The sequence below is a fragment of the Mesobacillus stamsii genome (genome assembly GCF_030814065.1).
Lineage (GTDB): Bacteria > Bacillota > Bacilli > Bacillales > Cytobacillaceae > Mesobacillus > Mesobacillus stamsii.
On record NZ_JAUSUN010000002.1, the window covers coordinates 36284 to 49067 of the forward strand.

General features: G+C 43.2%; 9 protein-coding genes. 3 read left to right on the plus strand and 6 right to left on the minus strand.

Annotation, left to right across the window (positions count from 1 at the left end):
• Positions 1 to 433 precede the first annotated feature (433 nt).
• From J2S25_RS01760 to J2S25_RS01775, 4 genes are all read right to left on the minus strand, one after another.
• The gene (locus J2S25_RS01760) at positions 434 to 1534 is read right to left on the minus strand and encodes a glycosyltransferase family 4 protein (RefSeq protein WP_307191056.1); all 1101 of its coding nucleotides are present in this window, start codon (positions 1532 to 1534) and stop codon (positions 434 to 436) included.
• Positions 1512 to 2993, minus strand: coding sequence for an O-antigen ligase family protein (locus J2S25_RS01765; protein ID WP_307191057.1), 1482 nt, complete (start codon positions 2991 to 2993; stop codon positions 1512 to 1514). Before J2S25_RS01765 ends, J2S25_RS01760 begins: the two co-directional genes overlap by 23 nt.
• Before the next feature lie 130 nt (positions 2994 to 3123).
• A complete protein-coding gene (locus J2S25_RS01770; protein ID WP_044390263.1) occupies positions 3124 to 3837 on the minus strand; it encodes a WecB/TagA/CpsF family glycosyltransferase in 714 nt (237 codons plus the stop codon).
• A gap of 18 nt (positions 3838 to 3855) precedes the next feature.
• Positions 3856 to 5133 (minus strand): nucleotide sugar dehydrogenase, encoded by a 1278-nt coding sequence (locus J2S25_RS01775; protein ID WP_307191058.1) that lies wholly within the window; start codon positions 5131 to 5133, stop codon positions 3856 to 3858.
• Between the two features lie 262 nt (positions 5134 to 5395).
• Here J2S25_RS01775 and csaB point away from each other — a divergent pair, with 262 nt between their 5' ends.
• The 3 genes from csaB (at position 5396) to murJ (ending at position 9411) form a co-directional block, all read left to right on the plus strand.
• Positions 5396 to 6508, plus strand: a complete 1113-nt coding sequence (gene csaB / locus J2S25_RS01780) for a polysaccharide pyruvyl transferase CsaB (RefSeq protein WP_307191059.1) — start codon at positions 5396 to 5398, stop codon at positions 6506 to 6508.
• A 62-nt stretch (positions 6509 to 6570) separates the two neighbouring features.
• The gene (locus J2S25_RS01785) at positions 6571 to 7746 is read left to right on the plus strand and encodes a glycosyltransferase family 4 protein (RefSeq protein ID WP_307191060.1); all 1176 of its coding nucleotides are present in this window, start codon (positions 6571 to 6573) and stop codon (positions 7744 to 7746) included.
• A 144-nt stretch (positions 7747 to 7890) separates the two neighbouring features.
• On the plus strand, positions 7891 to 9411 hold the full coding sequence (gene murJ / locus J2S25_RS01790; RefSeq protein ID WP_307191061.1) for a murein biosynthesis integral membrane protein MurJ: 1521 nt from the start codon (positions 7891 to 7893) through the stop codon (positions 9409 to 9411).
• Between the two features lie 78 nt (positions 9412 to 9489).
• Here murJ and J2S25_RS01795 read toward each other — a convergent pair whose 3' ends face one another.
• Entirely contained in the window at positions 9490 to 11481 is a 1992-nt protein-coding gene (locus tag J2S25_RS01795) for an S-layer homology domain-containing protein (protein WP_307191062.1), read from the minus strand.
• 199 nt (positions 11482 to 11680) lie between these two features.
• Positions 11681 to 12685: a C40 family peptidase gene (locus J2S25_RS01800; protein ID WP_052806886.1), complete on the minus strand. Its 1005-nt coding sequence runs from the start codon at positions 12683 to 12685 to the stop codon at positions 11681 to 11683.
• Between the last annotated feature and the right edge of the window lie 99 nt (positions 12686 to 12784).

Sequence of the window (12784 nt, forward strand, 5' to 3'; positions counted from 1 at the left end):
TTATTCATCCGCGAGATTGTATTCACTATTATATGTATACATAAAAATCTTAATCTCTCGAATCAATAGGTACGGACAGAAGAAAATAGTTCCACTATACATGTATATTATTGTACCAAACTTGGTTGAGATTTCAACCTTTTTTTACAAATTTCTACCTATAAAACTATTTTATGCTAGAAAAATAGCAAACACATCCTGTTTGTGCGCTATTTACCAGCCCAACACTTTTACATTATACTACTATTTTTCTGAATATGGAAGAATTCCCATGGAAGATTATTTCTCGGATGCCATAGTAATTGTTTCCAATATTATCAGACGTAATAGGCAGGAGGAAAGTTTCATCTCTACTTAACTTTTCTCCAAACAAAAAAACATGCAGGGATCCTTACATGTTTTCAGCCCACAAAGATATAACTATGTGTAAATCTCAGGGTGTATGCTTTATTTTTTTGTATGTTTCCTCTGTACTTTTGGCCAGTTGATCAATGGAATAAAGCCTGGATGCTTTTTCATACAGATTATTGCCTAGTTCCGCCAGATTCGTTGCATTGATTGCTTCGGTAATGGCTCCTGCCAGTACTTCAGCGTTTTTGATTGGCACAACCCAGCCTAATGATGAATCAGAAATCAAATCTTTAACTCCCCCGACATCAGTTGAAATAACCGGAGTATGTGCACGGGCAGCTTCAAGGATGACGAGCGGAAAGCTCTCACTATAGGAAGCGAGCAGTTTTATGTCTGAAATGCACAGATAGGAATGGACGTCCTGCTGAAATCCAAAAAAGAAAACGATTTTGGCTAATCCCTTCGCTTTGACTTCTTTTTCTAGATTATCCCTTTCTGGACCGTCGCCGATGAGCAGCAGTTTTACGTTTTGCTTTGTTTCCAAAACTTTTTTCAAAGCATCAAACACGACGGTGTGTCCTTTAATCGGGTGCAGCCTCGCAACCATGCAGATGACAAAATCATCTTCTTTTATTGCAAACTGTTCACGAGAACGTCTGCATTCCAACTGCTCATCAAAGGAAATGCCATTATAAACCGTCGTGATTTTTTCAGCTGACAGCCCAAATCCGACGAGCATTTGTTTGAACCGCTCGGAAACAGCGAAAAAATGATCGATTTTTTTGATGACCATCATATTGATTGCCGTGAAGACCTTCCCTTTCATGCCACCCTTGATAAAATCCTGTGACGGGTCGCTGTGAATCGTGCTGATCCATTTAAAAGGAGTCCTTCGACGTACAAAATAGGTGAATAAATTGGCACGGGGACCGTGGGTGTGGACGATCGAAATCTGATGGTCTTTGATCGTTTGCTTAATTTTGCCGATAACGGAAAAATCATAGCGGGACGACTGGCCATACACGATAACTGGAATCCCCATTTTCCTCGCCTCCTCCGCTAGCTTTCCTTCCTGGAAAACTCCGAGCAAGACTTCCGTTTCTTTCAGGTTCTTCAATAAAGAAAGCAGGTGGTTTTTGGAACCACCTGTTTCTCCGCCGCTAATGAGATGAAGGACTTTCATTTTTTCCCCACCTTTTATACTGGATGCCGTGTGTAATGGCTGCGAGCATCATAAAGAAATACGTTGTAAACGTCTTGTCTTCCCAAATGTTATAGAGTACACCAACAACATAGACACCGATAAGGACAGCTAGCACGGCCGTTGCGAGGCTAGTATCTTTCCGTTTTTTCCAGAGGAAGAAAAGCATTCCGAGAAGGAAGACAGCAAACAGGACGACACCAGCAGTACCAGTTTGGGCAATGATTTGGATATATTGATTATCGGAGTATATATTGTGTTCAATTCCATAATCGGCGTAGATTGGCGATCCATTGCCTTTTGCCGCCGAGTCACCAAACGTAGCAAAACCAGTTCCGATTACTGGGTGATCTTTAAAAATTTCAAACCCTTTCGTTACGATGAACAAGCGGCCGGTTGTTTTACTAAGTTCCACTGTGGACATTTCAAAGGTTTCCCGCATCCGTCGTTCTTCATCAGAAGGCTGGTTTCCTCCTGGATCATCAGGCGAAAGGTTGCGGGGAATATTTTCGCCAAATCCAGCATTTTTAAAATAGTTCGTTGCCTGCGTCACTGGAATATTGATTAAGATGATGGAAAGCACTGCCGCTACAAAGATGTTGCCGGCACGCCGCCAGTTTTTCGAAACAGCCAGGTAAACGGCCAAGGCAATAACAAAGCCGATCCATGTCCCCCTTGAGTATGTGAGCGTAATGACGCCCAGCATCAGAATGATCCCGATAGTAAGGATGAGTTTTGTTTTGCTAGCGACAAGCTGCTTTAAATAGATCGTAAGCATGACAGCCAATGATAGATACACTGACAGTACATTCGGATTATCGATCAGCCCATAGATGCGAACGCGATTATTATAGGAAAGCGAACGACCGACCCATTTTTCCGGCATTAGATAGGAACGGAGCGACATTTTTTCGACAAGCCCATGGAGGCTGAGAACGATTGCCATCACAAATGTCGTCCAGAGGAATTTCAGGATGTCTTCCTTTGTGATATCCAGACGTTTTACCACGAAGTAAACCAAGTACGTAATAACAAATGCACGAATCTGGAAGATGATGGATCCTAGGTCTACCCCTGTAATGAAAGCGGAAATCGCTCCAACTGCAAGGAAGCCAAAGAAGGCCCATTCAAAAATTTGGAACTGAAACAGGCTTTTGAAGTCCTTGTTGCGAATCGCTATCCATGCCACATTGGCAAACGCTGCAAGGATGATGAGATCCCCCGCTATTTTTAATGATGGGTTTATTTCGATTAAAAATGGTCTTGTCGGGAAATACAATAACAGCAATAAGATGCCATTTTTAGGGGATAAAAAAGTATATAATGCTAAAATTGCAGCTGCTCCAAGGCCAGTAATCGTGCCAGGGAATAACAAAGCAACTACGAAAACCGGCAGTGCAATGAAAATGAACGGAAAATTTCTCCAGGTTAACGAGTTCATTCAAAAATTCCTTTCTCTCGTGCTTTATCGACAAAATGATTTTTTTGTAGGTATTTGACAAAACCATTGCCGGCATTTTAAAAGGCTTGAATAGTTAGTTCAAGCCTTATTTTTTAAAAAATTTTCACTGTTATTTTGCGGTGAGAATTCTTGCCAGGAATTTCGGCAATGCCAGCTGGCGCTTGAAACGCTTTGGTTCTTTTAACAAGCGATAGAGCCACTCGATGCCGAGCTTTCGGAACAATAAAGGCGCGCGCTGGACTTTTCCCGAGAAGACGTCAAAGCTTCCGCCAACTCCCTGGAATACTTTCACGTTCAGTTTGCCCATGTTCTCGCGAATCCACAACTCCTGCTTAGGACTGCCCATCGCGACAAACAGCAATTCAGCTTCGGAAGCGTTAATATTTTTGACAATCTTGTCCTGATCTTTTTCATAGCCATTTTCGTAGCCGGAAATAACAAGACGTGGGTATTTTTCTTCCAGCTTTTGCTTTGCTGCTGTGACGACTTCCTCTTTTGCACCGTAAAGAAACACCTTGTGGTTTTCCTCCGCGGCAAAGCGGATTAGCCTGTCCATCATATCGACACCGGTAACACGGGAAGAAATTTTGCCGCCTTTCATTTTCGAGGCAAGCAAAATTCCTACTCCATCGGCGATCTGGTAGGTGGCAGAATTGATCAACTGTCGAAGCTCTTCATTTTTTTCAGCGGCCATGACCTTTTCTGGGTTGACTGCGATAATCGTGGATTGCTGGCCTGCCTTCATTCGTTCTCTCAAGTCTGTAATGATTTCTTCATAATTATAAGGCGTAACATCGACGCCCAAGTAATTTTCTTTTTGCATCGCTAGTATCAAACCCTCTTACAGCTGGATTGGTTTCAGTCCTGATAAATCACCGATTTTATATAAAGTAAGATAATCGTTATCAAGGTTGGTGCAGTTCTTCGTATCAAAAACAACTGGTGTCTTCATCTTGGAAGCGACATATTGGCTGTCCAGCGTTTTGAATTCATTGTGATCAGCCAATACGACTGCAACATTTGCATCATGCAACGCATCCTCTAATGAAAGAAGCGGGAATGCCACCTGGCCTTGTTGGACATGCGGGTCATGCGCCACTGTTTCAAAACGCGGGTTACGTGCCAGCAGTTGATAAATCTCGATTGCCGGACTTTCGCGCACGTCATCGATGTTTCCTTTATAAGTTAGGCCAAGAACAGCGATCTTCGGCTTTTCAATCTGGACTGTCAGTTCTTCGATTTTCTCCACTACAAATTCAGGCATTGAATTATTGATATCACGCGACAGCTTAATCAACACAGACTCGTTTCGTGCTTTTTCAACGATGAAATACGGGTCGACTGCCAGGCAGTGCCCGCCGACTCCTGGTCCAGGCTGGTGGATATTGACACGCGGATGCTTGTTGGCAAGCTCGATCACGTGATGCGCGTTGACGCCTAATTTGGCACTGATTTTAGCGAGTTCATTGGCAAGGGCGATGTTGACATCCCGGAAAGTATTTTCCATCAATTTGGACATTTCCGCTGTTAGTGCTTCCGTTTCGATCACATCTCCGGTAACGATTGCGCGATACACGTCTGCAGCTTTTTTTGCGGCGACAGGAGTCGTCCCGCCGACAATCCGCGTGTTTTCAATAAGCTCGATTAGGATGCGGCCTGGAAGCACACGCTCTGGGCAATGGGCAAGAAAAATGTCGTTTTGCACATCTAAACCTGCCTCTTGAAGGATTGGTGCAACGACATCATCCATTGTTCTTGGCGGGATTGTTGATTCGACAATGACAACATCGCCTTTTTTTACGAAAGGAACGATCGCTTTGGTTGCATTAATAACATAATCCACATTTGCAGTATAATCATCATGGATAGGCGTTGGTACAGCGATGATGAATACATCCGCTTCTTCAGGGTTCAAAGACGCGCGCAGCTTCCCTTTTTCGACAGCTCCTTTCACTAGCTCCGGGAGCCCAGCTTCTTCAATGGTGACAATTCCCTTATTTAAAGAGTTCACTACACGTTCGCTGACATCGACGCCAACAATATCATAGCCAGCTCTGGCAAAGATCGCAGCGGTTGGCAATCCGATATAACCTAATCCAATGACACAAATCTTTTTCATTAAAAGGACCTCTCTTTTTAAGACAGATAATAATCGCTATTTATTGTGACTTTCTGATCAATCTAGCTTTAATTTCTAACATAGTATATCAAATCTTGTCAAACCATGCACCATTGAACGTTGAATGGTTTCCGTTATAATGTTAAAATATTGTTTAGCTTTTGGGTGCTTCGATTTCTGTTCGGCACCTTGTTTTTTTTCAGCATATTACACTTATGTTTTACCATTGCAATACTTTCTATCTTAAGGAGGAGCAGCTTTTTTGAAAATTGTCATTTCAGGATTTTATGGTCTCGGTAATACTGGTGACGAAGCCATACTTGAATCCATTGTCGATAACTTGCGTGAGCATTTGGACCATCCAGAAATTACCGTATTTTCCTTATCACCGGAACAAACCGCGAAGGAACATAATGTAAAGGCCGTTTACCGCGGCTGGCGCCATGATTTTAAAGGAAAAGTCAAGGCTTTGAAGGAAGCTGACCTGCTGATTTCGGGCGGTGGCGGTTTGCTACAGGATACCTATCCTACTCGTTTTCTTTTCGGACCCCTTCCGTATTATTTGTTGATTGTCTTTTTGGCAAAACTTGTCGGAACGAAAGTGATGTTCTTTTCCCAGGGGATTGGCCCGGTAAACTCCACATGGGGAAAGATTCTGATGAAAGTGTTTGCCAATATGGCCGATTTCGTCACGGTTCGAGACCAGTTCTCGAAGGACCTGCTGCATAAATTAGGCGTGAGGCGTCCTGAGACTGTTGTTACTTCAGATATCGTGTTCGCTTTTCATCTGAAAAAGGACACAGCCGCGATGGACAGCCTCCAGCTGGAGCGCAAGGATAACCTTGTTGCCGTATCTGTCCGCCCGTGGTTTGAAAAAATAAAGCAGTTTGAACAGATCGCAGAGATTCTCGATACTTGGATCCAAGCCCGCGACATCACGCCGGTGTTCGTGCCGATGGAAGGCCATCATGACGACACGGCCAGCAAAAATGTGCTCAAGCATATGAAGCATGCAGATAAATGCCATATTCTTGGCACGAATTTCTCTCCAAATCAGTATTTAAATTTCATCGGCGAATGCCAGATCACCATCGGGATGAGATTGCACGCATTGATTTTCTCCACACTGACAGGCGTGCCGCATATTGGGTTAAGCTATGACAAAAAGGTCGAAAGTCTGCTGAAACGCAGTGGCATGTGGGAATTTTCCGCCGTACTGGAAGAAATAAATGTGGAACAGTTATCGAAGAACGGTTTACAGCTTTTAGACAACAGGGAAAAATACAGCAAGATCGTTGAAGGCAATGCCGCGGAAATGCGTGCAGAAGCCGTTCGGAATGTTGATCTGCTTAAAGAGCATTTCGTTGGAAAGTAAGCAGATGGGCAGGATATTTCTAGAACTATTTTTCATCGTCAAAATAACCGAGGAGGGCAAGCATGAAAATTCTTATTGCCACCGCTTATGACTACCCGCACGCTGGCGGGCTATCGACACATGTTGCGACTTTAAAGGCCGGACTGGAGGAGCGCGGACATGAAGTAGATGTCCTTTCGTTCACCGATGTGGCACCTGTTGTCCGCAAAATGTACGCACAGGGACCAAGTTTTGTGATCAACAAAGTGAGAAAGGGCCGCGGCATCCTTTGGAGCCATTATGCACGTAAGAACTTGCTAAAAGCTCTTATTTTAAAAAATAAAAATAAGAATTATGATATTATCAATGCCCAGGATCCTTTCACTACATTGGCTGCGCTGGAAACTGGGATACCTGTTGTATCGACGGTCCATGGTTATATGGCTTTTGAGGCTGTCAGCAAAGGCTCAATCGATGAGGGCAGCCCAGAAGCGAGAGAAATGCAGGAAATCGAGATCAAGGCCTACCAGAACACCCGTAAGATCATTACGGTAGACCAGCGTCTGAAACAATATGTGAAGGACATTTCTGGTGTGGATGGGATAGCGATCCGTAACTTTATCGATATCCATAGTTTCAAGCCCGATAAAGATCGGAAAAATACGCTTCGTGATCAATACAGCCTCTCCCATGATGAAAATATATTATTTGTGCCGCGCCGTTTGACGAAAAAGAACGGTGTGATTTATCCGGCGCTTGCGATGCCAGCTGTACTGAAAGAATTTCCAAATACAAGGTTAATCTATGCAGGAAATGGCGAGGCGTTGTCAGAAATCAAGAAAATTGTTGCTGAAAATGGCATCGAAGACAGAGTAGACTTACTTGGAGCCGTGGCACATGACAAGGTGAAAGATTACTATGCACTAGCCGATGTTGCGTTGGTGCCGAGTGTCCACTCTGCGGGTGTGGAGGAAGCGACTTCCATTTCCGCGCTGGAAGCGATGGGCTCCGGTTCGCCGCTCGTTGCCTGTGCAGTTGGCGGCTTGAAAGAGATCATTAAGGATAAAGTGGATGGCCTGCTTGTTGAGGAGAAAAATGTTCAGGAGCTTGCGGAGGCGATCATTTTCTTATTGCAGAATCCAAAACAAGGGGAAGACTTTGCCGCAAAAGCTCGTCAGAAGATTGAAGAGGAATACTCTCATCTTGCGGCGGCTGAAAAATATGAGGAAATCTATTTGAGTGCTTTAGACCGAAAATAGTTTTTTGTGACCATGATAACTGATATGATGTAGTTTGATACACTAGTAAGGCGGGCATTGTTTCGCCTTACTTTTATTTAGGCGTTTTTTAAAATCGATTTGGCTTTTGTTGAAAATTTTTTTATAGAAAGTGACTGAAATGATATGTCAGGAATGAAAAAAACGGCCATTTGGATCACCCTCCTGGCCCTGGTCCTTAAGCTATCAGGTTTTTTGCGGGAAAGCATCATCGCCAGAGAGTTCGGAGCAAGCGAGTACACGGATGGTTATTTGCTCGCTTTTTCTTTCATTACGCTCGTAGTAGCGATGATCTCCGGCGGGTTCAATAATGTCTTCCTCCCTATGTATTTGCAAAAGCGCAAGGAAAGTCCGGATGAGACAGAGCGGAATGCGAACGGCATTTTGAATGGCACTTTTCTCGTATTCATCGGGGTGACCCTTGCTGGCTATTTCCTCGTTCCTTCTATTGTTCCGCTGATTTATGGTAATATGACGGAAACAACAGAAGAAGTCGCGGTTGATATTACTCAATTTTTCTTCCTGTTCATGAGCTTAATTGCAGTAAATGGGATTCTTGAGTCTTATTTGCAAGGACGGCGGGTATTTGTCCCGACGCAGGTTTCTAAACTGCTGGCAACCTTAATGGGTGCGGTTTTTGCCCTGTTGTTTTCTGAGCAGTGGGGAATTTACAGCTTGGCATATGGTTTTATTTTCGGTACCTTCCTCGGAACGCTCATTCAGTTCTTTTTTCTTTTTAAGAATGGGTATAAGTGGCAGCCAAATGTTAAAGTAGGAAAAGCGTTTGGCTCGGCTTTCCTTGTCCTGCTCGCACCGGCATTGCTGAATTCGGTTGTCGGGCAGATTAATATGTTTGTGAACAAGTCGTTTGCTTCAGGTACCGAGAGCGCTGCCGTTACCTATCTGAACAATGCTTCCCTGCTGGTGAGCATACCGCAGGCGATTTACGCGACAACCGTTGCCGCGATCATTTTTACCTTATTGTCTGAACAGGTGGATAACCATAAGAAGTTCCAGCGTACGGTGTTTATGGGGATGCAAATTACATTAGTTACGCTGCTGCCTATTGCGGTTGGGCTGCTGCTCGTTGGCAAGGAAGCGATTTCGTTTGTTTTCGAGCGTGGGCGCTTTACCGCAGAGGATACAAATAATACGTATATTGCCCTTGTTTATTATATCCCTTTGATTGTAACTCAGGGCTTGCAGTACATTGTATCCAAATCGATGTACGCCCGCGGCAAGACGGCGATTGTGCTGAGGATCAGTATTACGACGATTGTTTTGAATCTTGTCTTTAACTGGATTTTCGTTGGACCATTTGGATACCCTGGTCTCGCGCTAACCAGCTCACTCGTTTCCGTTTATTATCTGGGCGTATCGACGTTCGTCGTTTATAAAGATTTTGACCAGGAGGAGCGACTAAAGCTAGCCAAGCTGTTCGCAAGGGTCATTCTGCCGACTGTGATTATGGCGGTCCCCATTTATTTGATCAAACAGTTCACAACCATTTCCGAATTGTACTCGCTCATTCAGTTAGCCATTTTAGTGCCGCTAGGAGCAGTGCTATATACAGCAGGAATCTACTTCTCCTACCGAGAAGGCTTCAGACAACTGCTCGGAATACTAAAAAAGAAAAACCCAGCATAATATCGATCATATCTATTCGATTTAACACAGTAAAGCGGTGGGGGCCAGGCCCCCACCGCTTTACTGTGTTAAATTATTTTATTTTACGATTGGTAGGTTTTTGATCAGGTCGGAGCGGATGTAGACTTCTTCTTGCGTTTCTGCGTCTGAAAGGATTTTCAGCCATTCATAGTTGTCTGTGTGCTTGACGGATCCTAGGATTGCTACTGGTGATCCTATGTTTTTATTCGAATAAACGATTGCTGATTCCGTTCCAGGATTGATTCTTGCATTCACTCCTTCGCCTGTTGTTTGTCCGAGTTGATAAGCATGAGTGCCACGGTCTTTCATTCCTAGGAACATGTCGACTCTGTGCATATGGCCAGCAATTTTTTGTCCCCAGAAAGGATCTGATGCGTATTTAACATTGAAGCCTCGAGCCTTGTTTCCGATTGCGGCTCCATTTGCATGCGCACCGAGAGGATTGATATAGTTCTTGTTCAAGTACCGGTCTGCTAATGCATCAATAGCTTCATTTGGCGTAGCAAATGTTTCTGCAGCATTTGTGTTACTATCATATGCTTTGATGCCAAACAGATTGTTACGCTCCTGTGCATATTTGCTCATGCCAAAGTCACTTTCATGCATCGCCATTCCAAGGATGAGTAAAGCGTTGATATTGTGTTTCTCTTCTGCTTCTTTTAGATAGGTTCCGAGACCTTTGATCTTGCTCACTGTTGTTGCATTCTTATATCTTGCAAAACCTGTCGGGTTTGATGTGAATAATGCTTCTTTTTCAGCAAGGACAAAATCAATATACCGATTTAACTCATCTGCAGTGTAGGCAGTCTCAGTACGTGCTGGCAAATAATTAAAGTACTGATAGGCAGTTCCCACGACGTTTCCGGTCGTATTCATGAACTGGCCACCGTCCCAGCTGTAATAATTTTGACCTTGAACGATGAAACTTGGTGCAAGTCCCATAGTATAAGACACATAGGATTTTTTTATAGGATCAAAGATTGTATGGACCAATTCACCTTTCGCATTAGCAGAATAATAGTTTCTTCCTTCGATCAATTGAAGTGGTACCATGGACACTTCTTCATGCTTGACATAAACTGTTCTTCCCGCAAGAATTACTTTCACATAGTCTTCTGTTGCATCTATATACTTCATTTCCTGACCTGCAGGCAGGTAAGTAACTGATGAAGATAAAGTAGCATCTTTGTATATATATGTCAATGATTGGCCGAGAGGAGGCCTGGACCAAACCAGTCCTGCATTCATTTCTACGATTTGTTCGTTTACTGTTACTACCTGATTATTTCCAGTCGCTTCGGTTTTTGCTGCAGCAAAATTTGAATAATTTTTCGAGCTGTAAACTAGATCACCATTAGACTGGATGGTAGCAACTTTGTAACCAGCCGCTCCTGCATCACCTGGTTCTTCAGGAATTTGCGTTTCTTCGATTTTGTTGAGCATACGATAGATGAATGCAGCTGCTTCCTGCCGAGTTGCTGTTTTTTTGGGTACGAATTTGTATGTACCATCCTCATTGGAAAGACCCTTGATCAAACCGTCCCTGGAGTTTTTTGCGACAGCCATTTTGAATTTGCTATTGATTTCAGATGCGTCGGAAAAGTTTAACACAGCTTCTTCACGAGGAATTTGCATGTAGTTGAAGGCACGGTCAATCATTGCTGCTGCCTGTTCCCTTGAAATCTGGTCATTTGGTTTAAAGATTGTTGGTGTAAATCCCGTGATGATTCCTGCAGCTGCCGCACTGTTAATCCCATAGGCAAGGCCAGATGATAATGGAACATCAGAAAACACAGGTGAACTTTCAGGTAATTTAAGTGCCCTTGCAATAAATGTCGCAAACTGTCCGCGGCTGACATGAAGATTTGGTTTATAGACACCTTCTCCATATCCATAGATCACTTTTTTAGCAATCATTGCACGCATCTCTGTCTCTAAGGTACTGCCAGTAAGATCATCCTGCGCATATGCCTTTGGCTGCTGAAACGACAATAAACTGCTTACTGACAACCCGAAAGTCAAGGCAAGTATGCCAAATTTCTTCCTCATTCTTCTACCCCCAGATGTAGTTTCTCTTTTTACTGACAAATTTCTCTCTTATTCTACCAATTTTTTTACAATTAAGATAGACTATTTTTAAAGAATGAAAAAAATGATCAGAAACTACTGTTTATTTAAGTTCCTCTATTTATATATCGGTCCTATTGCTTATTTATTTTAATAGAAAAAGCCAGGAAAATATTCCCGGCTATCTTGCATTGATAGAATTATAGATAGATGCTGCGAATGTTGCACGAGTTGCTTTCAGTGACGAGCCGTACGCACTGCCGCTAAAAATTTTCGTTGTATCAATTTTGTGCATTGTTAAAATTGCATCATATGCCCAATAGCCAGGCGCAACATCCGAATAGGGAGCGCTTGCTGCTTGGATTCCATGGTCCGTTAGCTTAAATGCTTTTTGAACGATTTTTGCCATCTCTGCCTTTGTCAAATTATTGTTCGGACGGAAAGTTCCATCTGAAAACCCGCTAATGACTCCAGCTTCCTTGATTGCAGCAATATCAGCTGCAAATTGATAGTTAGCTGATACATCCTTAAATCCGTTAAGGGATGCAGGCTTCAGTTTTAGCACACGATTGATAATTGCTGCTGCTTGTCCTCTTGTAACCGGCTGTTCAGGTGCGAATGTCGTATTATTTATACCTTTAATGACGTTTTGATTGCTTAATGTACGTACGGCTTCATATGCAAGATGATCCTGCGGTACATCCTGGTACTCGCCTGGCTGAAGGTTTACTTCTTGCAAAACCCTTTTTGCGCCATAAAATTTCGGTCCCCAATAAGAGCTGTTTAGTGAGTCAATTTTTATTCCCTTGCTTGTCGTGGCACTTAAGAACTTATTGTCGCCTATGTAGATTCCGGAATGGGTAATACCCGCTTTATCATATGTTTTTTCAAAGAATACTAGATCGCCTGGCTGGAGGTTTGATTTGGATACTGCTTTCCCGACGTTATATTGATCAGCTGAAACCCTTGGCATATCAACGCCGATTTGGTCGTAAACATATCCTATGTATCCGGAACAATCGAAGCCGTTTGGCGTTGTTCCACCGTAACGATAAGGAACTCCTAAGTATTGGTGTGCGATATCTACCACTTTGTCTATCTGTGTTGTTGCTGCCTTGGCTGTTTGGAATGGGATTATCGATAGTATGAGCGCTGCCAAAATTAGCTTGGTTACGAGTTTCTTCATCCTTACACCTCTGCCTGGTTGATTTTTTTGGAAAATAAGATCGGTTTTTGCCTCATTGAGGTTATTTTACCAGAATTCCCAGGTTAGAAATTTTACGTT

Excerpts from the sequence above, each read along its gene's own strand:
- J2S25_RS01775 (WP_307191058.1), bottom strand. The coding sequence starts at position 5,133 with ATGAAAAAGATTTGTGTCATTGGATTAGGTTATATCGGATTGCCAACC.
- J2S25_RS01760 (WP_307191056.1), bottom strand. The coding sequence starts at position 1,534 with ATGAAAGTCCTTCATCTCATTAGCGGCGGAGAAACAGGTGGTTCCAAA.
- J2S25_RS01785 (WP_307191060.1), top strand. The coding sequence starts at position 6,571 with ATGAAAATTCTTATTGCCACCGCTTATGACTACCCGCACGCTGGCGGG.
- J2S25_RS01770 (WP_044390263.1), bottom strand. The coding sequence starts at position 3,837 with ATGCAAAAAGAAAATTACTTGGGCGTCGATGTTACGCCTTATAATTAT.
- J2S25_RS01795 (WP_307191062.1), bottom strand. The coding sequence starts at position 11,481 with ATGAGGAAGAAATTTGGCATACTTGCCTTGACTTTCGGGTTGTCAGTA.
- J2S25_RS01765 (WP_307191057.1), bottom strand. The coding sequence starts at position 2,993 with ATGAACTCGTTAACCTGGAGAAATTTTCCGTTCATTTTCATTGCACTG.
- J2S25_RS01800 (WP_052806886.1), bottom strand. The coding sequence starts at position 12,685 with ATGAAGAAACTCGTAACCAAGCTAATTTTGGCAGCGCTCATACTATCG.
- murJ (WP_307191061.1), top strand. The coding sequence starts at position 7,891 with ATGTCAGGAATGAAAAAAACGGCCATTTGGATCACCCTCCTGGCCCTG.